Below are 22,532 nucleotides of genomic sequence, written 5' to 3' on the forward strand. Positions count from 1 at the left end.
CCCGGCTACACCGTCACCTGGGTTCCGACCTCGACCACGCGCCCGGTCGGGATCTGGAAGAAGTCCGTCGCGTCGTTGGCGTTGCGGGCGAGCGTGATGAACACCCGGTCCTGCCACAGCGGCATGCCGGACTGCGCCGCCGGGCGGATCGAGCGCCGCGACAGGAAGAACGACGTCGCCATGATGTCGAACTTGAAGCCCTGCTTGCGCAGGAGCGCCAGGCCCTTCGGGATGTTCGGCGATTCCATGTAGCCGAACTTCATCACGACCTTCCAGAAATGCGGGCCCATCGGCTCGATCCGGACCCGGTCGGCGTCGTTGAGGCGCGGCAGGTCGATGGTCTTGACGGTGAGCACGACGTTCTTCTCGTGCAGCACCTTGTTGTGCTTCAGGTTGTGCAGGAGGGCCGCCGGCGCGGTCTCGGGATCGCTGGTGAGGAACACCGCCGTGCCGCGGACGTGGTGCGGCGGGCTCTTCTCCAGCATCGCGACGAGCTCGGTCAGCGGCACGTCGGTCTTGCGGGTCTTGTTGAAAAGGATGGTGACGCCGCGCACCCAGGTCCACATCAGCAGCACGAGGCAGCCGGCGAGCAGCAGGGGCATGTAGCCGCCCTCGAACACCTTGAGCAGGTTCGAGGCCAGGAACAGCAATTCGACGGCGATGAACGGCACCATCACGGCGCCGGCAGCCAGCGGCGACCATTTCCACACCCGCCACAGCACCAGGAAGGCGAGGCCGGCCGTGATCAGCATCGTGCCGGTGACGGCGATGCCGTAGGCCGAGGCGAGCGCCGAGGAGGAGCGGAACAGCACCACCAGGATCACCACGCCGATCATCAGCAGGGTGTTGATCTGCGGCAGGTAGATCTGGCCCGAATGCGACTCGGAGGTGTGGCGGATCTCGAGCCGCGGCAGCAGCCCCAGCTGCACCGCCTGGCGCGAGAGCGAGAAGGCACCGGTGATCACCGCCTGGCTGGCGATGACGGTGGCGGCGGTGGCGAGCAGCACCATCGGCAGCAGGCCCCATTCGGGGACGAGCTGGTAGAACGGATCGGTCGTGTCGGGGTTGGCCAGCACCAGGGCGGCCTGGCCGAGATAGTTGACCGCGAGCGCCGGCCCGACGAGGACGATCCAGGCGGTCTGGATCGGCCGGCGGCCGAAATGGCCGAGATCGGCGAACAGGGCCTCGGCCCCGGTCACCGCCAGGAACACCGCGCCGAGCGCCACCAGCGCGCCGGTGCCGTGGCCGAGCAGGTAATGCACCGCGTGCCAGGGATTGAGCGCCCACAGCACCTGCGGCGTGCGGGCGATGTGCGGCAGCGCTGCCAGCATCAGCACCGAGAACCACACCAGCATGATCGGGCCGAAGAACGTCGCCATCCGGGCGGTGCCCCGGCTCTGGACCAGGAACAGCGGCAGGATGATCGCGATGGTGATCGGCAGCACGTAATGGTCGAGGGCGGGGGTGACGAGCTTCAGGCCCTCCACCGCCGACAGGACCGAGATCGCCGGGGTGATGATCGCGTCGCCGTAGAACAGGGCGGCGCCGAACAGGCCCAGCATGAACACGATGTGCGAGCCGCCCAGCGCCTTGCGGGCGAGCGCCATCAGCGAGAGGATGCCGCCCTCGCCCTTGTTGTCCATCTGCAGGAGCAGCAGGACGTACTTGATGGTGACGATGAGGACGAGCGCCCAGAGCAGCAGCGAGACGGTGCCGAGGACCTCCTCGCCGGTGAGCACGCCGTCGGCCCGGCCGGGCGTGAGCGCCTCGCGGAACGCGTAGAGCGGGCTCGTGCCGATATCGCCGTAGACGACGCCGACCGAGCCGAGAAACAGGGTCCAGAAGCTCGCCTTGGCGTGGCCGTGGCCCTCGGCCTCGTCGACGCTGCCGGCCTTGGTCGGCGGGCCGCCGCTCTGCGGGGTGAGGCTGTCGGGCGGCGCGGCGGGGCCGTCCGTGGGTGCGGCTGACTGTGTCATGTCTGATCGGGGATGCGCCCGCGGGCGGCCGGGATTGCCGCCAAGCGCGCTGATGAGCAGGGTGGCGGGCTCGAATCCTAAACCGGCCCGGCGCGTCCGCCGGGCCCGAATGTGGCAAGATTGTAGCACGGGCCCGGAGGGGCGCAAGGCGCCGCGCCTGCCCCTTCGTCAGCCGGCCCGGGCGGTCGATCGCCTCACTCGGCGGCGCTGCGGCGACCCAATCCTTCCCTGGTACCTTGGCCGAAGCGCCGCTCGATGTAGTCGATCACGATGCCCTCGAAATCCTTGGCCAGCGTCGCGCCGCGCAGGGTCATCGCCTTCTTGCCGTCGATGAAGACCGGGGCGGTCGGGGTCTCGCCGGTGCCGGGCAGCGAGATGCCGATATCGGCATGCTTCGACTCGCCCGGGCCGTTGACGATGCAGCCCATCACGGCGACGTTCAGCCCCTCGACCCCCGGATAGGTCTTGCGCCACTCGGGCATCGAGGTGGTGATCCAGTTCTGGATGTCGCGGGCGAGCTCCTGGAACACCGTCGAGGTGGTGCGGCCGCAGCCCGGGCAGGCGGCGACCAGCGGCACGAAGGTGCGGAAGCCCATCGTCTGGAGCAGTTCCTGCGCCACCTTCACCTCGACGGTGCGGTCGCCGCCGGGCTCCGGGGTGAGCGAGTAGCGGATCGTGTCGCCGATGCCCTCCTGGAGCAGCACGCCGATCGCCGCGGAGGCCGCCACGATGCCCTTCGTGCCCATGCCGGCCTCGGTCAGGCCGAGATGGATGGCGTAGTCGGAGCGGCGCGCCACCTCGCGGTAGACCGCGATCAGGTCCTGCACCGCCGAGACCTTGGCCGAGAGCACGATGCGCTCCTTCGGCAGGCCGATCTCCACCGCCCGGTCGGCGGAGAGCAGGGCGGATTGCACCATCGCCTCGCGCATCACCGCGCGGGCGTCGCGGGGACGCGCCGAATTGGCGTTCTCGTCCATCATGTGGGTGAGGAGCGCCTCGTCGAGGGAGCCCCAGTTGGCGCCGATCCGCACCGCCTTGCCGTAGCGGGCCGCCTGCTCGACGATGGTGCCGAACTGGAGGTCCTTCTTCTCCTTGAAGCCGACATTGCCCGGGTTGATCCGGTACTTGGCCAGCGCCTCGGCGCAGGCCGGATGGTCGGTCAGGAGCTTGTGGCCGATATAGTGGAAGTCGCCGACCAGCGGCACGGGGACGCCGATGCGGTCCAGGCGCTCGCGGATCTTCGGCACGGCGGAGGCCGCCTCGTCGCGGTCGACGGTGATGCGCACGACCTCGGAGCCGGCTCGGGCCAGGGCGGCCACCTGCGCCACCGTGGCGTCGATGTCGGCGGTGTCGGTGTTGGTCATCGACTGCACGACGATGGGGGCGCCGCCGCCCATCACCACCGCGCCCTCGCCCTCGCCGATCCGGACGCCGACGGTGCGGTGCCGGGGGCTCGGGCCGGCGATCTCGGGAGCGGCGTCCGCCGGGGCGGTCGCGGCGAGGGCTTCCATGGCTTCCATCGGATACCTTCGGGGGTCGTTCGCTAGAGTCTCGGGGGCGCTTCAGTCGCGGCGTGACAACCGTCTAGAGCATTTCCGGGCGCGGTGGAAATCGCTTCGTTCACGCCCGGAAACGCGGGTCCGACCGACGGCCTCGGGCAGGCCGGTCGCGGGATGCGGCTCGGAATGCCGCGACATCCTTGCCAAACCGCTTCCCGGGAACCCCCACCCGGCACCGTTGTCTTAGCTGATGGTGACGCGTGCCGGCGTCAAGCGCATGACGCTGTGCCGGCCGGCGCGACGTTGCGGCGCACCATTTGCTTTTGCAGTGCAGCACACCACATCCCCGGCATGACCGACATGATCCTACCCCAGCAAGCTGAGTCCGGCGGGGCGACGATCCCCGACGCGTCTCCCGAGATCCTTGGCCACGCGGCCCCCGGCCCGCATGCCTCCTCCGGTCCTCTCGGCCGCGGCCTTGCCGGCCCCCGGGCCGAGAAGGCCATCGCCCTGGCGCTCCAGGGCGGCGGTGCCCACGGCGCCTTCACCTGGGGCGTGCTCGACGCCCTGATCGAGGATGGCCGCCTCGCCTTCGAGGCGATGACCGGAGCGAGCGCCGGCGCGATGAACGCCGTCGTGATGGTCGATGGCTGGCTGCGCGGCGGCCCCGACGGCGCGCGCGAGCGCCTGGAGGCGTTCTGGCGCGAGGTCAGCCTCGATGCCGACCTGCCGCGGGCGCAGCAGACCTTCGTCGACGGGGTGCTGAGCTTCTGGAAGGCGACCCCGGTCGGGGCGTTCTGGAACGCCGTCGCCAGCCCCTACACGTCGAACCCCCTCAACATCAATCCGCTGAAGCGGGCGCTCGCCGACACGGTCGATTTCGAGGCGTTACGCCGCGACGGGCCGGCCGACCTGTACATCTCCGCCACCAACGTCTGGACCGGCAAGATGGCGGTGTTCGAGCGGCCGGACCTCACGATCGACCACCTGATGGCCTCGGCCTGCCTGCCGACGGTGTTCCAGGCGGTGGAGATCGACGGCGTGCCGCACTGGGACGGCGGCTATCTCGGCAACCCGCCGCTCTACCCCCTCTATCAGGGCTCTCGATCCCCCGACATCCTTCTCGTCCAGATCAACCCGGTCGAGCGCCGCGAGACCCCCCGCAGCCCGGCCGAGATCCGCGACCGCCTCAACGAGATCACCTTCAACGGCAACCTGATGCGGGAATTGCGGGCGATCGACTTCATCGACGGGTTGATCGAGGACGGCGTCCTCGGGCGCTCGAACGCCTACAAGCCGGTGCTTCTCCACCGTATCGACGGCAGCGGCGGCGCCCTCGACGACGCCTCGGCCTCCTCGCGGCTGCGCGCGCAATGGCCGTTCCTGCTCCATCTGCGCGATGCCGGCCGCGAGGCCGCCAAGGCGTGGCTCGAACAGAATTACGATGCCATCGGGCGGGAGAGCACCCTGGACCTGAAGGCGATGTATACCTGAGGGGATGTGCCCGGCCCGTGGAGTGAGTGTTCTTGTGAAAAGGGATGGCGCGGGTTCCCCCTCTCCCCGCGGGCGGGGAGAGGCCTGAGCTCCGAAGGGGCTCAGGGAGCAGCGAACCGCAGGTTCGCCGCGAGGGTGAGGGGGTGTCAACGGATGTGGCTCCTTCGGAAACACCCCCTCACCCTCGCTCCGGCTTTCGCCTCCGCTCGCTGTGTTCCCTGAACGGGAACACAGCCCTCTCCCCGCCCGCGGGGAGAGGGGAACCCCGCGCTCGTCACCGCCGCGGGGTTTCGCACTGCCCGCCACCGCGGCAGAGGCGCCCCCTCGCACCCCCACCTTTCTCAACCACACCGCGCGCTCCCGCATCGACGCCGCCCCGCACCCCTGACATACAGGGCGCGACTCGGCCGGTCCGGGCCGCGAACAAGCTCTGACAAAAATACCCTGGGAGGTCCCCTCGATGTCGTTCCGCTCAACGGTCGCCGGCGCCGCCGGCCTCGCCCTGTCGCTGGCCTTGAGTGCCCCCGCGCTCGCGCAGGACACCAAGGCGCCGATCAAGATCGGGGTGCTCAGCGACATGAGCGGGCCCTTCGCCGACCAGGCGGGCACCGGCTCGGTGATCGCGGCCCAGCTCGCCCTCGAGGATTTCGCCAAGGAGGCCGGCGAGCTCAAGGTCGAGGTCGTCTCGGCCGACCACCAGAACAAGCCCGATATCGGGCTCGCCACCGCCCGGCGCTGGCTCGACCAGGAGGGCGTCTCGACCATCGTCGACCTTCCGAACTCGGCGGTCGCGCTGGCGGTCTCCAACCTGATGCGCGAGCGTCACCGGGTCGCCCTGGCCTCGAGCGCACTCACCTCCGACCTCACCGGCAAGGCCTGCGCGCCGACGACCGTGCAGTGGGTCTCGGATACCTGGGCTCAAGGCTCGGCCACCGCCCGCGCCATCGCCGGCCGCGGCCTGAAATCCTGGTATTTCGTCACCGTCGATTACGCGCTCGGCCACGCGCTCGAGCGTGACGCCACCGTGGCCCTGAAGGCCGCCGGCGGCACCGTGAAGGGATCGAGCAAGCACCCGCTCAATGCCGGCGACTTCGCCTCGCCGCTGCTCTCGGCGCAAGGCTCGGGCGCGCAGGTCCTGGCGCTCGCCGATACCGGCGCCGACATGATCAACGCCGTCAAGCAGGCGGCGGAGTTCGGGGTGATGCCCGAGATGCGGCTCGCCGCATTGTTCGTGCAGCTCTCCGACATCCACGCGCTCGGCCTCAAGGCGGCGCAGGGGCTCCAGCTCGCCAGCGCCTTCTACTGGGACCGCACCGACGGCACCCGCGCCTTCGCCAAGCGCTTCGGGGAGCGGATGAACGGCCGCATGCCGACCGAGAACCATGCCGGCGTCTATTCCTCGACGCTGGCCTACCTGCGGGCGGTGCGCGACACCGGCACCATCGAGGGCGAGAAGGTGGTGGCGGCGATGCGCGAGAAGCCGATCGACGACCCGCTCTTCGGCGCCGTGACGGTCCGCCAGGACGGCCGCGCCGTGCACGACCTGTTCCTGTTCGAAGTGAAGGCACCGGCCGACAGCAAGGGCCCGTACGATTACTACAAGCTGATCTCCACCGTGCCGGGTGACCAGGCCTTCCGGCCGATGGCCGAGGGCGGCTGCCCGCTGGTGAAGTAGCCGGGAGCCTCGTCAAACGAAGCGCAGGCCGGTTCGTCGGACGAGAAATCAGTGACTTGGAACGCCATCCGATGGCAACGCGATCGGATGGCGCTTTCGACCGCTCGACATCGGCGGGGCCCGACCCAGATCAGGGGTTCGCCCATCCGTCAGGCCGACTGAGAGGTCCCCGCCCATGTCCGACGCCGTCCTGACCCTCAATGACGGGAAGCGCATCCCCCAGCTCGGCTTCGGCGTGTGGCGGCTCTCCGACGAGGAGGCCCCGGCGATCGTCAGCGCCGCCTTCGAGGCGGGCTACCGCTCGATCGACACCGCGGCGATGTACGGCAACGAGGCCGGGATCGGCCGCGCCATCGCCGCCTCCGGCCTGAAGCGGGACGAGATCTTCGTCGCCACCAAGGTCTGGAACGACCGCCATGGTTTCGACGAGACCCTGCGCGCCTGCGACGAATCCTTGGGCCGCCTCGGCCTCGATCATGTCGATCTCTACCTCGTCCACTGGCCGGTGCCGCAGCGCGGCGCGTACGTCGACACCTGGCGCGCCCTGATGCGCCTGCGCGAGGATGGCCGCGCCCGCTCGATCGGGGTCTGCAACTTCACGGTCGAGCACCTCACGCGCGTGATCGACGCCACCGGCTCGACGCCCTCGGTCAACCAGGTCGAGCTGCATCCGCGCTTCCAGCAATCGGCGTTGCGCGCCTTCCACGCCGAGGCCGGCATCGTCACCGAGGCCTGGGCGCCGCTCGGCCGCGGCGGCGTGCTCGACGATCCCGCCATCCGGGCCATCGCCGAGAAGCATGGCCGCAGCCCGGCCCAGATCGTCCTGCGCTGGCACCTCCAGAGCGGCACCGTCGCGATCCCGAAATCGGCGACGCCGTCCCGCATCCGCGAGAACCGGGAGATCGGGGATTTTGCCCTCGATGCCGACGATCTCGCCCGCCTCGCTTCCCTCGACGATCCGGCGGGGCGGATGGGGCCCGATCCGGACACCTTCGGGGCATGACGGCTCCTTGCGGGGCATGACGGCTCCTTGCGGGGCATGACGGCTCCTTGCGGGGCATGACGGCTCCTTGCGGGGCATGACGGCTCCTCGCGGGGCGTGACCGCGGCTTGATCGCCGGAGCCGGGCCGGCCTAGGCTCCCGGCCCCGACGATCCTTTCGCGAGACAGACCTTGAGCGGCCGCACGCCCCCCGAGACCCGCGCCGCCTACCGGCGCTTCGTGCCGATCACCACCCGCTGGGCCGACAACGACGTCTACGGCCACGTCAACAACGTGGTCTATTACGCCTTCTTCGACACGGCGGTGAACAGCGTGCTGATCGCCGACGGAGCCCTCGAGATTGCGAAAAGCCCGGTGATCGGCCTCGTGGTCGAAACCGGATGCCGCTACTTCCGGTCGATGGCGTTTCCCGATCGGGTCACCGCCGGGATTCGGGTGGCGCATCGCGGCAATTCGAGCGTGCGCTACGAGGTCGGGCTGTTTCGCAACGACGACGAGGACGCCGCGGCGCAAGGGTACTTCGTCCACGTCTATGTCGACCGGGCGACGCAGCGCCCCGTGCCGCTGCCGGAGGCGTTGCGGCGGGTGCTGGAGCCGCTGGCCGTATGAGGGCTGAGACCGATCTCGGCCGTCTCCTGTCCGGGATGCGGCCGGAGTTGCAGCCCGGGATCTACGTCTTCGCCACGGTCGACGATGCCGGGGTGCCGGTGGGTCTCGCCCCGGTGATGAGTTTTCGCGAGGCGGCGGGCACGACCCTGATCCTGCCCGAGGCGGAGGCCGTGCGGGCGGGCCTGCCCGGCGCCTTCCCGTGCCGCTGGATCACGCTGACGGTCCCGTCCGCCCTCGACGCCGTCGGCTTCCTCGCCGCCGTGACGGCGTGCCTTGCGGAGAGCGGCATCGCCGTCAACGCCGTCTCGGCCTTTCACCACGATCACCTGTTCGCGCCGGTGTCGCGGGCGGAGGAGGCGATGCGGCGGCTGCGGGAGTGTTTCGGGCCGGGATCGTGACGTGATCCCGACGATCGAACGAGACGCGGTCCGGAAGAATCCTCCGGAGCGCGTCCCGGTGTGAGTTCCGCCTCGAACTTGCGGCGTTGCGTGAACCGTCTCACGCCGCCCGGAGCCGGTCCAGGAACCGCGTCACCTCGGTGTTGAGGTGCTCCGCCTCCTGCGAGACCGAGGAGGCGACGCTCAGGACCCGCCCGGCCGCCTGGCCGGCCTCGCCCGCGGCATCGGCCACGCCGGTGATCGTCGCCGTGACTGCGCCGGTGCCGGTCGCCGCCTGGCTGATGGTGCGGACGATCTCCCGGGTCGCGGCGCCCTGCTCCTCAATCGAGGCGGCGATCGCGGTCGAGATGCCGCTGAGATCGCCGATCCGCGACGCGATCCCGCCGATCGCATCGACGGCCTGACGGGTCGCGCCCTGGATGCCGCCGATCTGGCTGGCGATCTCCTCGGTGGCCTTGGCGGTCTGGTTGGCGAGCTCCTTCACCTCGGCGGCGACGACCGCGAAACCCCGTCCCGCCTCGCCGGCCCGCGCCGCCTCGATCGTGGCGTTGAGGGCCAAGAGGTTGGTCTGGCCGGCGATGCCGTTGATCATCGCCACCACGTCGCCCACCCGGGTGGCGGCCTGGCTCAGGGTCTGCACCAGCTCGGCGGTCTTCGAGGCTTCCGTCACGCTCTCCTTTGCGAGGGCGGCCGAATCGGAGACCTGGCGGGCGATCTCGCCGACCGACGCGCTCAGCTCCTCGGCGGCCGCCGCCACGGTGGCGACGTTGGATGACGCATCCTGCGCCGCCTGAGTCACGGTGGCGGAGCGCTGGGCGGTGCCGCCGGCGAGTTGCGACATGTCCTGTGCGGTGGCCCTCAGCTCGGTCGCCGAGGCGGCGACGGTCTGGACGATGCCGCCCACCGCCTCCTCGAATTCCTGCGCGAGGGCCGCCGTCTGCGCCCGGCGGACGACCCGGCGCTCCTCGCTCTCCCGGGCGTGGCGGGCCTCCAGCTCGGCGGCGAGGTTGGTCTTGAAGGCCTCCAGGCTGCGGGCCATGTCGCCGACCTCGTCGCGTCGCGCGGTCCCCGGCACCTCGGCGGCGTAGTCGCCGGCGGCGATCCGGCGCATCGCACCGCCGACCGAGGCGTAGCCGCGCACCAGCGCGCCATAGGCGAACCAGGCCATGGACACGACCGAGGCGATCGTCACGGCGAGCAGGCCGAGGACCAGCGCGAAGGCCAGCGACGCCCGCGACTCGCCGTCATCGACCGCCTGCTTGGTGCGCGCATCCAGCAGACCATAGAAGTCGTCGATCGGCTTCATGATCCTGGCTTTGGCGACGTGGTACTCGTCGGTGTGGACGAGCCGGATCGCCTCGTCCCGCGACCCCGGCTCGCCGCTCTCGGCGAGCTTCATCGCGGCGTTCGCCACCTTGACGAGGTCGTTGGAGTTGCGGACCGACTCGGCCAGCTTCTCCTTCTCCGCCGCCGTCACGCCGAGGCGGTCCATCAGCGTGTCGACCGAGACGGTCTCGCCGTCCGGGCGCGGCTTGGCGTCGCCGGCGGCGACGTAATCCCAGTAGATGCGATGGTAATCGACCGGACGGGCCTTGCGGCCGGCACGGATGTCGATGATGTCCTTGTATTGCTGCTTGTAGGCGGCCTTGCCGGTGGCGATATAGGTCCGCCCCAGCCGCGTCAGGTCGTCGGAGGCCTGTCGCAATTCGTCGGCCAGCAGCATCGAGGCGAGGCGGTTCTCGTTCGCCGTTTTGACCTGACCGTCCGCTTGCCGGTACAGCACGACCGATCCTGCGAGCAATGCGCTCGATACCAGGCTGACGATACACAGACCGACGAACTTGCGGGCCAGGCTCATGATGCTCCCCTCGAAACAGGAGGGCATCCTTCCCTAGGGTCGTTAAAATTTCTTGCTCGATGACCTTCGATGGGACCGGAAGGCCAAACGAATACTCGGTCTGATCTGGTGAGAAAAGATTGGAAAAATGGCGCCTCTGGGGAACCGGGAGCGGCGCTGCGCGTTCTGTGCTCGCGCCTTTGTATCCCGAGGCCGGCCGCCGGGTCGCCCGGCGGCCGGATTTCGGGTCAGCCCGCCCGCGCGGCCGCCGCCACGGCGGTCAGCGCCGTCATGTTGACGATGCCGCGCACGGTGGTGGTGTGGGTGAGGATGTGGACCGGGGCGGCCGCACCCAGCAGGATCGGCCCGACGCTGATGCCCTGACCCGCCACCACCTTCAGGGCGTTGAGGGTGATGTTGGCCGCATCCAGGTTCGGCATCACCAGGAGGTTGGCCTCCCCGGTGAGGCGCGACTCCGGAAACACCCGCTCCATCAGCGGCCGGCTGAGCGCGGCGTCGGCCTGCATCTCGCCCTCGACCTCGAGGTCCGGCGCCCGCTCGGTGATGAGCGCGACGGCGTTCCGCATCTTCTCGGCGGACGGATTGCGGGCGGTGCCGAAGCTCGAATGCGAGACCAGCGCCACCCGCGGGGTCTGGCCGAAGCGGCGCATCTCGGCGGCGGCGAGCAGCGTCATGTCGGCCAGCTCTTCCGCGCCCGGATCGAGATGGATGTAGGGATCGCATATGAAGAGCGTGTGCCGCGGCAGTTGCAGCAGGCTCATGGCGGCGAGCGCCTTCACGCCGGCTGCCATCCCGATCACCTCGCGCACGTGGCGCAGGTGGCTGTGGTAGGAACCGGTACCGCCGCAGAGAAGACCGTCGACCTTGCCGAGGGAGAGCAGCATCGCGCCCACCAGCGTCGGGTTGCGGCGCGCCTCAGCCAGGGCGACCTCGCGCGACAGGCCGTTGCGCTTGCGCTTGGCGTAGTAGCCCTGCGCGGCCTCGGCCTGAAAAACCTCGTCGTCGAGATCCTGCACGTCGACGTCGCGGCCGACCTCGATGCGAAGCCCCAAGGCCTTCATCTTGTCGGCGATGACCTCGCGGCGTCCCACCAGGACCGGCCGGGCCAGCCCCTCGTCGACCACCACTTGCGCCGCGCGCAAGATGCGGTCGTCCTCGCCCTCGGCATAGGCGATGCGGGTCCGGCTCGCCTCGGTGGCCGCGGCGAAGACCGGCTGCATCACCGTGCCGGAGGTGTAGACGAGGCGCTCCAGCGAGCGGCGATAGGCCTCGACGTCGAGCATCGGCTTCGTGGCGACGCCGCTCTCGGTGGCGGCGAGCGCCACGGCGGGCGCCACCTTGGTGATGAGGCGCGGGTCGAACGGGCGCGGGATCAGGTAATCGGGCCCGAATGCGATGTCCTGCGTGCCGTAGGCCGCCGTCACCACGTCGGACTGCTCGGCACGCGCCAGCTCGGCGATGGCCTTCACCGCCGCGAGCTTCATCTCCTCGTTGATCGTGGTCGCGCCGACATCGAGCGCGCCGCGGAAGATGAACGGGAAACACAGGACGTTGTTGACCTGGTTCGGATAATCCGAGCGGCCGGTGGCGATGATCGCGTCGGGGCGCACCGCCTTGGCGGCTTCCGGCCGGATCTCCGGCTCGGGATTGGCGAGCGCCAGGATCAGGGGCTTGTCGGCCATGCCCTCGACCATCTCGGGCGTCAGCGCGCCGGCCGCCGAGAGGCCGAGGAAGATGTCGGCACCCGGCACGGCATCTGCCAGCGTCCGGGCCTCGGTGACTTGCGCGTATTGCGCCTTCTGGGCGTCGAGGTTGTTGCGGCCCTGGTAGATCACGCCGCGGCTGTCGGTGACCAGCACCTTGGCCTTGTCGAGGCCCAGACTCACCAGCAGGTTGAGGCAGGCGATGGCCGCGGCGCCCGCGCCCGAGCAGACGACGCGGACGTCCTCGATGCGCTTGCCGACCACTTCGAGGCCGTTGAGGATTGCCGCGGCGGCGATGATCGCGGTGCCGTGCTGGTCGTCGTGGAAGACCGGGATCTTCATCCGCTCACGCAGGCGGGTCTCGATCTCGAAGCACTCGGGCGCCTTGATGTCCTCGAGGTTGATGCCCCCGAAGGTCGGCTCCAGGCTCGCGATGATGTCGACGAGCTTGTCCGGATCGGTCTCGTCGATCTCGATGTCGAACACGTCGATGCCGGCGAACTTGCGGAACAGGCAGCCCTTGCCCTCCATCACCGGCTTGCCGGCGAGCGCGCCGATATTGCCCAGCCCCAGCACCGCGGTGCCGTTCGAGATCACCGCCACGAGGTTGCCGCGGGAGGTGAGTTCGGCGGCCTGGGCCGGGTCCTTCTCGATGGCGAGGCAGGCGGCGGCGACGCCCGGCGAGTAGGCGAGCGCGAGGTCGCGCTGCGTGCTCATGTCCTTGGTCGGCAGCACCGCGATCTTTCCGGGGGTCGGGAAGCGGTGATAGTCGAGGGCGGCCTTCTCGAGTTGCTCGTCCATGGGGGTTCCTCCTCGGTATGGGTGGGATGGCGGCGCGCGCGGAGCCGTCTCCCGGCCGGCGCCATTCGGGGGCGCCGATCGGGATGGCAACGCTCAAGGTTGGGGTCTGATCCCGCCGCGCAATGGTGGGAAAGTCCGGGCCGCACGGCTGATGACGTGAACCTAGCCGGTCTGACGCAAACGATGTCGAATGAGGCGCGGGTTATCTCCTCTCCCCGCGGGCGGGGAGAGGACTTCATCGACCTTGTCGTCGATGAAGTGAGCTGCGAACCGCAGTTTCGCTGCGAGGGTGAGGGGGTGTTTCCGGAAGAGTCTCGTTCGTCGAGACCCCCTCACCATCGGCTGCCGCCTCGTCTCGCCCCCGACAAGGGGGGCTCGACCCTCTCCCCGCCCGCGGGGAGAGGGGGACATGCGCATCCTCGGTGAGAAAGCCTGGAAGCGGGGCGAGGCGATCTCCGCCCCGCCCATCCCCTCAATGCGCCTTCTTCTTCGGCATGTAGAGGTCGGTGATCGTGCCCTCGAAGGCCTCGGCCGCCATGCCGACCGTCTCCGACAGGGTCGGGTGCGGGTGGATGGTCATCCCGATATCCTCGGCATCCGCCCCCATCTCGATGGCGAGCGCGGCTTCTGCGATCAGGTCGCCGGCGGACGGGCCGACGATGCCGCAGCCGACGATGCGGTTCGATTCCTCGTCGAACAGCACCTTGGTCAGGCCCTCGTCGCGCCCGAGCGACAGCGAGCGGCCGCTCGCCGCCCAGGGGAACACGCCCTTGCCGACCTTGATGCCCTTGGCCTTGGCCTCGGTCTCGGACAGGCCGACCCAGGCCACTTCCGGATCGGTATAGGCCACCGACGGGATCACCTTGGCGTCGAAGAACGAGTTCTTGCCGGCAGCGGCTTCCGCCGCGACCTTGCCCTCGTGCACCGCCTTGTGGGCGAGCATCGGCTGGCCGACCACGTCGCCGATGGCGAAGATGTGCGGCGCGGTGGTCCGCATCTGCTTGTCGACCGGGATGAAGCCCCGCTCGTCCACCGCGACGCCGGCGGCCTCGGCGCCGATCAGCTTGCCGTTGGGACGGCGGCCGACCGAGACCAGGATCTTGTCGAAGGTGTCGGTGGCCGGGGCCGAGCCGCCCTCGAACGTGACCTTGAGGCCTTCGGGCAGCGCCTCGACGGCGGTGACCTTGGACTTCAGGTAGATCGCCTCGTACTGCTTCGAGATCCGCTTGAAGAGCGGGGTGACGATGTCCTTGTCGGCGCCCGGGATGATCTGGTCCATCAGCTCGACGATGGTCACCTTGGACCCGAGCGCGTGGTAGACCGTCGCCATCTCGAGGCCGATGATGCCGCCGCCGATCACCAGGAGCCGCTTCGGCACCCCGTCGAGTTCGAGCGCCCCGGTCGAGTCGATCACCCGCGGGTCGTCATGCGGGATGAACGGCATCTTGATCGGCTCGGACCCGGCGGCGATCACCGCGTTGTCGAAGCCGATGATCGTCGTCTTGCCCTCGTGCTCGACCGCGATCTGGTGCGGGCTGACGAAGCGGGCGGTGCCGGTCACCACCGTCACCTTGCGCTGCTTGGCCAGACCCCCGAGGCCGCCGGTCAGGCGCTTGACCACGCCTTCCTTCCAGCTGCGCAACTGATCGATGTCGATCTGCGGTGCGGCGAAGCTGATGCCGTGCGAGGCCATCGCCTGGCTCTCGTCGATCACCTTGGCGGCGTGGAGCAGCGCCTTCGAGGGGATGCAGCCGACATTGAGGCAGACCCCGCCGAGGCTCGGCCAGCGCTCGACCAAGATAACCTTCTTGCCGAGATCGGCGGCGCGGAACGCCGCCGTGTAGCCGCCGGGACCGGCGCCGAGCACCAGCACCTCGGCCCGCATCGCCTCGCCGGAGACCGGGGCCGCGCCCTTCGGGGCGGGGGCCGCGGAGGCTCCCTGCCCGCCGGCGGTGGCGGGCGAGCCGTAGCCCGCCTGGCCCGTACCCGCCGCGAGCGGCGAGCCGCCGACGGAGGCCGCCGGGGCCGCCTTCTCGGCGACCGCGGGCTTGGCCGGTGCGGCGCCGGCACCGGCGCCCTCCAGCACCAGGAGAAGATCGCCCTGCGTGACCGCGTCACCCGGTTTGATCTTCACCTCCTTGACCGTGCCGGCCACGGAGGAGGGGACGTCCATGGTCGCCTTGTCGGATTCCAGGACGACAATGGTGTCGTCGACCGCGATCGTGTCGCCGGCCTTGACCAGCACCTCGATCACCGGGACGTTCTTGAAGTCGCCGATATCCGGCAGACGGACTTCGTTGCTCATCGGATCACCTCGCTGCGGGGTTCGTCAGACGACGAGGCGCCGGACGTCCTCGAGGACGTGGGCGAGGTGGCGGGTGAAGCGCGCGGCCAGCGCACCGTCGATCACGCGGTGGTCGTAGGAGACCGAGAGCGGCAGCATCAGCCGCGGCTTGAACTCGGAGCCGTTCCACACCGGGGCCATCTTGGAGCGCACCACGCCCAGGATCGCGACCTCGGGGGCGTTGACGAGCGGCGTGAAGCCGGTGCCGCCGATGCCGCCGAGCGACGAGATCGTGAAGGTGGCGCCCTGCATGTCGCCGCTGCCGAGCTTGCCGTCGCGGGCCTTCTTCGACAGCGCGCCGAGTTCCTGGCTGATCTCGACGATGCCCTTGCGGTCGGCATCCTTGACCACCGGGACGACGAGGCCGTCCGGCGTGTCGACGGCGACGCCGATGTTGTAGTACTTCTTGAGGATCAGCGCGTCCTTCTCGGGGTTCAGCGACGAGTTGAACTCCGGGTGCTGGCGCAACGCCGAGACCGCGGCCTTGATCAGGAACGACAGCAGGGTGACGCGGTAGCCCTTGTCCTTGCCGGCGGTGTCGAGTTCCTTGCGGTAGGCGTCGGTCTCGGTGATGTCCGACTCGTCCGAATGGGTGACGAGCGGCACGTTGAGCCAGGCGCGGTGCAGGTGCGGGCCGGAGATCTTCTTGATCCGCGGCAGCGGCTTCACCTCGGTCGGGCCGAACTTCGAGAAGTCGACCGCCGGGATCTCCGGGATGCCCATGCTGCCGGTGGCCACCGCGCCGGCGGGAGCCGCGGCGGGGGCGGCGGAGCGGACCAGCGAGCCCTTCACGTCCTCCTTGGTGATCCGTCCCTTCTCGCCGGAGCCCTTGATGCCATTGAGATCGACGCCGAGCTCACGGGCGAGCCGCCGCACGGCGGGGCTGGCATGGACGTTCGAGAAATCCGGGGCCGAGGAAGCCGGGGCGGCGACCGGGGGAGCGGCGGGCTTGGCCGGATCCGGCTCCTGCTTGGGCATCAGGGCGGCGGTGTCGGCGGACGGGGCCGCGCCGGCGCTCGGGGTCGCGGCAGCGGCGGCGGCCGGCGCCTTCTCCTCGGACTCGCCCTTCAGGAGCAGGACCGGGCTGCCCTCGCTCACCGTGTCGCCGACCTTGACCAGGATCTTCTCGATCACGCCGGCCGACGGGGAGGGCACCTCCATCGTCGCCTTGTCGGATTCGAGCGACACGATCGGGTCCTCGGCCCCGATGGTGTCGCCTTCCTTCACCAGGATCTCGATGATCGGGATGTTCTTGAAATCACCGATATCCGGGATCTTGACTTCGATCGACACTGCGCACTCTCCCGATTGATTTGCTTAATACGTCTTTACGAAGATGGAATTCCCGACGCGCGAGGCAGCCCTCGCCAGGGCATCCGCTATCGCATCTCCACAACTCGGTCTGATTGCTCTCTTCCCCTGGAAGGCGCGCACCTCTCCTCCCCCCTGTGGGGAGGAGTTGGAGGTGGGGGTGGTGCAGGAGGCACCGCATAGCTTTACGCGGAACCACCCCCACCCCTGACCCCTCCCCACAGGGGGGAGGGGAAGGCGCACGAATTTACAGGGGGTTAGCTCTCAGAGGAGACGTGTGAAACCGAACGGACATCCGGGAGAGGGGACCTCGCACGTCTTGACCAATCACACCGTCCAGGGGGCCGGCTTCTCCGGGTTCAGCCCGTACTTGGCGATCGCCTCGGCGACCTTGGCCGCCGGCACGGCGCCCTCCTCGGCCAGGCTCTTGAGCGCCGCGACGACGACCCAGTAGCGGTTGACCTCGAAGAACTCGCGCAGGCGCACCCGGTAATCCGAGCGGCCGAAGCCGTCGGTGCCGAGCACCTTGTAGCGGCCCGGCACGTAGGGGCGGATCTGGTCGGCGAAGAGGCGCATGTAGTCGGTCGCCGCGATGACCGGGCCCTGACGGCTCGACAGGCAGGTCTCGACGTAGCTCGTCTTCTGCGGCTCGGTCGGGTGGAGCATGTTCCAGCGCTCCACCGCCATCGCCTCGCGGCGCAGCTCGGTGAAGCTCGGGCAGGACCAGATGTCGGCGGCGATGCCGAAATCCTGCTCCAGGAGCTCGGCCCCGGCGATGACCTCGCGCAGGATCGTGCCCGAGCCCATCAGCTGCACCCGGTTCGCAGCACCCGCCTTGCCTTCGCGGAACAGGTACATCCCCTTGAGGATCCCGGCCTCGGCCCCTTCGGGCATGCCGGGATGCTCGTAGTTCTCGTTCATCACCGTGATGTAGTAGAACAGGTCCTCCTGCTCGGCATACATCCGGCGCAGGCCGTCCTGCACGATCACCGCCACCTCGTAGGAGAAGGTCGGGTCGTAGGAGACGCAGTTCGGGATGGTGGCCGAGATCAGGTGGCTGTGGCCGTCCTCGTGCTGGAGGCCCTCGCCGTTCAGCGTCGTGCGGCCGGCGGTGCCGCCGATCATGAAGCCGCGGGCGCGCATGTCGCCGGCGGCCCAGGCGAGGTCGCCGATGCGCTGGAACCCGAACATCGAGTAGTAGATGTAGAACGGGATCGTCGGCGCGTCGGAATGCGAGTACGAGGTCGCGGCCGCGATCCAGGACGACATCGCGCCGGCCTCATTGATGCCCTCCTGGAGCATCTGGCCCTTCTCGTCCTCGCGGTAGTACATCAGCTGGTTGGCGTCTTCCGGCCGGTAGAGCTGGCCGACCTGGCTGAAGATGCCGAACTGCCGGAACATGCCCTCCATGCCGAAGGTCCGGCTCTCGTCGGGCACGATCGGCACGATGCGGTTGCCGATGTTCTTGTCGCGAAGCAGGGTGTTGAGCACCCGCACGAACGCCATGGTGGTGGAGATCTCGCGGCCCGCGGTCTCCTTCAGCTGGGCCGAGAAGGCCTCCAGCGGCGGGATCTGCAGGGCCTGAGACTTGCCGCGGCGGGCCGGCAGCGGGCCGCCGAGCGCCTTGCGGCGCTCCATCAGGTAGGTGTGCTCCGGCGACCCCTCGGGGAAGCGGATGAACGGGATCTCGGCGATCTGGTCGTCGTTGAGGTCGATGCCGAAACGGTCGCGGAACTGCTTGAGCACCGCCTCGCCCATCTTCTTCTGCTGATGGGTGATGTTCTGCGCCTCACCGGCCTCGCCCATGCCGTAGCCCTTGACGGTCTTGGCGAGGATGAGGGTCGGCTGGCCCTTGTGCTTCACGGCCGCGGAATAGGCCGCGAACACCTTGCTCGGATCGTGGCCGCCGCGGGTGAGCCGCCAGATGTCCTCGTCGCTCCAGTCCTTCACCAGGGCGGCGGTCTCCGGGTACTTGCCGAAGAAGTGCTCGCGGATATAGGCGCCGTTCTTCGACTTGAAGTCCTGGTACTCGCCGTCGACGCATTCCTCCATCAGGCGCGCCAGCATGCCGGTGGTGTCGCGGGCGAGCAGCTGGTCCCAGCCCGAGCCCCACAGCACCTTGATGACGTTCCAGCCGGCACCGCGGAAGTTGGCCTCCAGCTCCTGGACGATCTTGCCGTTGCCGCGCACCGGGCCGTCGAGGCGCTGCAGGTTGCAGTTGATGACGAAGACCAGGTTGTCGAGCTTCTCGCGCGAGGCGAGCGAGATCGCGCCGAGCGACTCCGGCTCGTCCATCTCGCCGTCGCCCATGAACGCCCAGACCTTGCGGCCGTCGGTATTGGCGAGCCCGCGATGGTGCAGGTAGCGCAGGTAGCGGGCCTGGTAGATCGCCATCAGGGGCCCGAGGCCCATCGAGACGGTCGGGAACTGCCAGAAATCCGGCATCAGCCAGGGATGCGGATAGGACGAGAGACCCTTGCCGCCGACTTCCTGGCGGAAGCTCAGCAGTTGCTCCTCGGTCAGGCGGCCTTCCAGGTAGGCGCGGGCATAGATGCCCGGCGAGGAATGGCCCTGGACGTAAATCAGGTCGCCACCACGGTCGCCCTCGGCGCCGTGCCAGAAATGCATGAAGCCGGTGTCGTACAGGGTCGCGGCGGACTGGAAGCTGGCGATGTGGCCGCCCAGCTCCGACGAGTCCTTGTTGTTGCGCAGGATGATCGCGATCGCATTCCAGCGGATCGCCGAGCGGATCCGGTGTTCGATCGCGCGGTCACCCGGATGGGGGGGCTGCTTGTCGGCCGGGATCGTGTTCACATAGGCGGTGTTCGCCGAGTAGGGGACCGGCGCGCCCTTCTTGCGGGCCCCCTCGATGACCTGCTCGATGAGGAAGTGTGCCCGGTCCGGGCCCTCGACCTCCAGCACGCCGTCGAGCGAATCGAGCCACTCCTGGGTCTCGACCGGGTCGAGATCGCGACTGCGTTCCACGTTGTCCTCCCTTAGGTCATACTCGATCGGCGAGTCGAGCTGCCACAGGCGTCAGCATTGTTCGTGCCACCGCTATGCTTTCGCAACCCGACTGATATTGCAAGGGTTTAGCTCATCCGGCGGCGATCGGCGTTCTGAGCATCCGCACACTTCGTCTTGCTGCAGTGCGGAAGCCCGGAACCGGCTCCGAGCCGGTGAGGAGTGGACGTTCCGACTTGGATCAGGGCTTGGCAAGGCTCGGATCTTGGCACGGCCCGGATCAAGACTCGGACTTGGCCGGCGGCGGCGGGGACGCACCGAAGCCCTGCTGGAACATCTTGAGGAACATATTCTGCATCTGGTCCGCTCCCTGGGGAAAAACGGTGAACCAGCTGCGCATGATCGCGTCGGGCGAGAAGCGGTCCATCTCGGCCATCATGCGCCGCTCGACCTCGGCCATCACCGCCGCTTGCAGCGGCTCGACGTTGGGAAGACCCACGAACTGGCGTGCCTCGACCGGGGTGCAATCGACCTCGACGCGGAACTTCATCGCATTCTTTCCTCTCGGCCCCCGCACCGAGCTTAGAGCACCTTTTGGCCCGTGGGGGAACCCAAGCGGGATGCAAAAAATGCGGTGATTTCAACGACCTAGTCTAACAGACCGGAGAGCGGGCGCGCGTCGTGCGCCCGCTCTCCGGTCTACGACGAAGGTCGTATGCGCCCCCTCGGCCATTCCGGCGCCGTTGTAAAGCCGCATTGTTACGTCGCGTCGATTTTATTGCCTGCGGGGACGGCCCGAGGCTCCGATCCCCAGGATTCCAGTCTCCCATTCGCCGTCGCCCAAGGCGCCGCCGCGAGCCGGCGCTCCAGGAACGCCACCAGGGCGGTGACCCGGGCCGGCCGGGCGGCGCCCGGCGGCATCAGGAGGTTGAGCCCGACCGGCGGCGGCGACCAGTCCGGCATCACCCGCTCCAGCCGCCCGGCGCGCAGGTCGTCCCAGACCAGGAAATCCGGCTGCACCGCGAGGCCGAGACCCGCCTTGAGCGCCGGCGTCAAGGCGTCGGCGTTGTTCGCCCTGAGGCGCCCGGTGGGCGTCACGGCGACTTCGGCGCCGGTCGCATCGTGAAAATGCCAGCGCTCCGGGTTCGGCAGGTAGGCGTAGCCGAGGCAGGCGTGGCTGCCGAGGTCGCGCGGGTGCTCCGGCCGCCCGGCGCGGTCGAGATAGGCGGGAGCCGCCACCAGCGAGCGGCCGACGGCGCAGAGGCGGCGCAGGCGCAGGCTCGAATCGGCGAGCGCCGCGATGCGCAGGCCCAGGTCGAAGCCGTCGCCGACGAGGTCGACCTGCGCGTCGCTCAAGTGCAGGTCGACGGCGACCTCCGGATGCGCGGCGAGGAAGTCGGGCAGGAGCGGCGCCACGTGGGCGAGGCCGAACGACATCGGGGCGGCGAAGCGAACCAGCCCCCGCGGCGTCGCCGATTGCGCCAGGGCCTCGGCCTCCGCCGCCTCGCCGGCCGCCAGGATGCGGGCGGCACCGTCGAGGGCGAGGCGCCCGGCTTCCGTCAGCGCGAGGCGCCGCGACGTGCGGTGCAGGAGGGAGGCACCCAGGCGCCGTTCGAGCCGGCTCACCGCCTTCGACACGGTGGCCTTCGACAGGCCGAGCTCGGTCGCGGCGCGGGAGAACGAGGCGGTCTGCGCCACCCGGGCGAAGATCGCCCAGGCCTCGAAATCGGGCAGCGGCATGGTCCGTGTCCGGAAACGATGGGTTTCGATTGTTTCTATTTCTGGCCGCCGGGGCAAGTCCTAGATTGTCTCCATCGCGGCGACCCCGGCGGCTTTCCCCGCCGGCCCGCCCACCGGGAGTTCCCGACCATGACCATGACCATGACCACCGCCTCCGCCGGAATCGTCTCTGCCGGCTTGCACCACGTCACCGCCATCTCGGGGCCGGCCCGCCGGAACGTCGATTTCTATACCCGCGTCCTCGGGCTGCGGCTCGTCAAGAAGACCGTGAACTTCGACGATCCCGGCACCTACCACCTGTATTACGGTGACGCGGACGGCGCGCCCGGCACGATCCTGACCTTCTTCCCCTGGGAGCACGTCGCCCCCGGCCGGGTCGGGATCGGGCAGACCGAGGAGACGGCGTTCCGGGTTCCCGCCGGCTCGATCGGCTACTGGACGCATCGGCTGGTTGCGGCCGGCATCGCCTTCGAGGCGCCGGCCAAGGTCTTCGGCGAGACGGTGCTGCCGTTCCGCGATCCCGACGGGATGCGGCTCGCGCTCGTCGGCGTCGCCGGCGCGGAGGCCGAGCCGGCCTGGGCCGGGTCCGAGGTGCCGGCCGAGCACGCGGTGCGGGGCTTCCACGGCGTGACCCTGATGCTGCGCCAGGCTGCGCCCACCGCCCGGGTGCTGACCGAGGTGTTCGGCTGGGCCGAGACGGGACGGGAGGGATCGCTCACCCGCTACGCCGGTACGGCCGGGCTCGGCGGTCACGTTACCCTTCGGGAGGTCGGCGACTTCCTGCCCGGGCGCTCCGGCGGCGGCTCGGTCCACCACATCGCCTTCCGGGCCGCCGACGACGCAGGCCAAGCGGAGATGGCGGAGCGGGCGGAGGCGCTGGGCCTGCAGGTGACGGAGCAGCGCGACCGCAACTACTTCCGCTCGGTCTATTTCCGCGAGCCGGGCGGCGTGCTGTTCGAGATCGCCACCGACGCGCCCGGCTTTTCCGCCGACGAGCCGGCGGAGGCCTTGGGCGAGGCCTTGAAGCTCCCGGCCTTCCTCGAGCCGCACCGGGCCGAAATCGAGCGGGTGCTGCCGGTGCTGGCGTAAGCGGTAGAGGCGGCCCGGGCCAGCGCGGCCCGGGCCGCCCCACGTGCCGCCCGAGCGCGGTAACCAATG

The 22,532-nt window shown here is 69.4% G+C and carries 15 protein-coding genes; 6 read left to right on the forward strand and 9 right to left on the reverse strand.

Annotated elements, in window-relative coordinates; genetic code table 11:
* Positions 1-5: 5 nt before the first annotated feature.
* On the reverse strand, positions 6-1,976 hold the full coding sequence (locus AC3AOF_RS12270) for a potassium transporter Kup (RefSeq protein ID WP_236990658.1): 1,971 nt from the start codon (positions 1,974-1,976) through the stop codon (positions 6-8).
* A 194-nt stretch (positions 1,977-2,170) separates the two neighbouring features.
* The gene (gene ispG, locus AC3AOF_RS12275) at positions 2,171-3,496 is read right to left on the reverse strand and encodes a flavodoxin-dependent (E)-4-hydroxy-3-methylbut-2-enyl-diphosphate synthase (RefSeq protein WP_236990659.1); all 1,326 of its coding nucleotides are present in this window, start codon (positions 3,494-3,496) and stop codon (positions 2,171-2,173) included.
* A 330-nt stretch (positions 3,497-3,826) separates the two neighbouring features.
* Here ispG and AC3AOF_RS12280 point away from each other — a divergent pair, with 330 nt between their 5' ends.
* From AC3AOF_RS12280 to AC3AOF_RS12300, 5 genes are all read left to right on the forward strand, one after another.
* The gene (locus AC3AOF_RS12280; protein ID WP_488348675.1) at positions 3,827-4,969 is read left to right on the forward strand and encodes a patatin-like phospholipase family protein; all 1,143 of its coding nucleotides are present in this window, start codon (positions 3,827-3,829) and stop codon (positions 4,967-4,969) included.
* A gap of 460 nt (positions 4,970-5,429) precedes the next feature.
* Positions 5,430-6,644, forward strand: a complete 1,215-nt coding sequence (locus AC3AOF_RS12285) for an ABC transporter substrate-binding protein (protein WP_488348676.1) — start codon at positions 5,430-5,432, stop codon at positions 6,642-6,644.
* A 175-nt stretch (positions 6,645-6,819) separates the two neighbouring features.
* Positions 6,820-7,647 (forward strand): aldo/keto reductase, encoded by an 828-nt coding sequence (locus AC3AOF_RS12290; protein WP_488348677.1) that lies wholly within the window; start codon positions 6,820-6,822, stop codon positions 7,645-7,647.
* 170 nt (positions 7,648-7,817) lie between these two features.
* The gene (locus tag AC3AOF_RS12295; RefSeq protein WP_488348678.1) at positions 7,818-8,255 is read left to right on the forward strand and encodes an acyl-CoA thioesterase; all 438 of its coding nucleotides are present in this window, start codon (positions 7,818-7,820) and stop codon (positions 8,253-8,255) included.
* On the forward strand, positions 8,252-8,653 hold the full coding sequence (locus tag AC3AOF_RS12300) for an ACT domain-containing protein (protein ID WP_488348679.1): 402 nt from the start codon (positions 8,252-8,254) through the stop codon (positions 8,651-8,653). The genes AC3AOF_RS12295 and AC3AOF_RS12300 overlap by 4 nt, the downstream gene beginning before the upstream one ends.
* Before the next feature lie 100 nt (positions 8,654-8,753).
* On the opposite strand, the gene AC3AOF_RS12305 is transcribed toward AC3AOF_RS12300, so the two are convergent.
* From AC3AOF_RS12305 to AC3AOF_RS12335, 7 genes are all read right to left on the reverse strand, one after another.
* Positions 8,754-10,511 (reverse strand): methyl-accepting chemotaxis protein, encoded by a 1,758-nt coding sequence (locus tag AC3AOF_RS12305; RefSeq protein ID WP_488348680.1) that lies wholly within the window; start codon positions 10,509-10,511, stop codon positions 8,754-8,756.
* A 227-nt stretch (positions 10,512-10,738) separates the two neighbouring features.
* On the reverse strand, positions 10,739-13,015 hold the full coding sequence (locus AC3AOF_RS12310; RefSeq protein WP_488348681.1) for an NADP-dependent malic enzyme: 2,277 nt from the start codon (positions 13,013-13,015) through the stop codon (positions 10,739-10,741).
* 472 nt (positions 13,016-13,487) lie between these two features.
* Positions 13,488-15,320, reverse strand: coding sequence for a dihydrolipoyl dehydrogenase (lpdA, locus tag AC3AOF_RS12315; protein WP_488348682.1), 1,833 nt, complete (start codon positions 15,318-15,320; stop codon positions 13,488-13,490).
* Positions 15,321-15,344: 24 nt separating this feature from the next.
* On the reverse strand, positions 15,345-16,652 hold the full coding sequence (gene aceF / locus AC3AOF_RS12320; protein WP_236990668.1) for a dihydrolipoyllysine-residue acetyltransferase: 1,308 nt from the start codon (positions 16,650-16,652) through the stop codon (positions 15,345-15,347).
* Positions 16,653-16,997: 345 nt separating this feature from the next.
* The gene (gene aceE, locus AC3AOF_RS12325) at positions 16,998-19,655 is read right to left on the reverse strand and encodes a pyruvate dehydrogenase (acetyl-transferring), homodimeric type (RefSeq protein ID WP_488348683.1); all 2,658 of its coding nucleotides are present in this window, start codon (positions 19,653-19,655) and stop codon (positions 16,998-17,000) included.
* A gap of 259 nt (positions 19,656-19,914) precedes the next feature.
* Positions 19,915-20,184 carry a DUF6489 family protein gene (locus tag AC3AOF_RS12330; RefSeq protein ID WP_488348684.1) on the reverse strand — a complete coding sequence of 90 codons (270 nt, stop codon included), beginning with the start codon at positions 20,182-20,184 and terminating at the stop codon, positions 19,915-19,917.
* A gap of 209 nt (positions 20,185-20,393) precedes the next feature.
* Positions 20,394-21,374, reverse strand: coding sequence for a LysR family transcriptional regulator (locus AC3AOF_RS12335; RefSeq protein ID WP_488348685.1), 981 nt, complete (start codon positions 21,372-21,374; stop codon positions 20,394-20,396).
* Positions 21,375-21,503: 129 nt separating this feature from the next.
* Here AC3AOF_RS12335 and AC3AOF_RS12340 point away from each other — a divergent pair, with 129 nt between their 5' ends.
* Positions 21,504-22,463: a ring-cleaving dioxygenase gene (locus AC3AOF_RS12340; protein ID WP_442919291.1), complete on the forward strand. Its 960-nt coding sequence runs from the start codon at positions 21,504-21,506 to the stop codon at positions 22,461-22,463.
* The last annotated feature ends 69 nt before the right edge of the window (positions 22,464-22,532 follow it).

The organism is Methylobacterium sp. 142-1Y, from assembly GCF_057747795.1.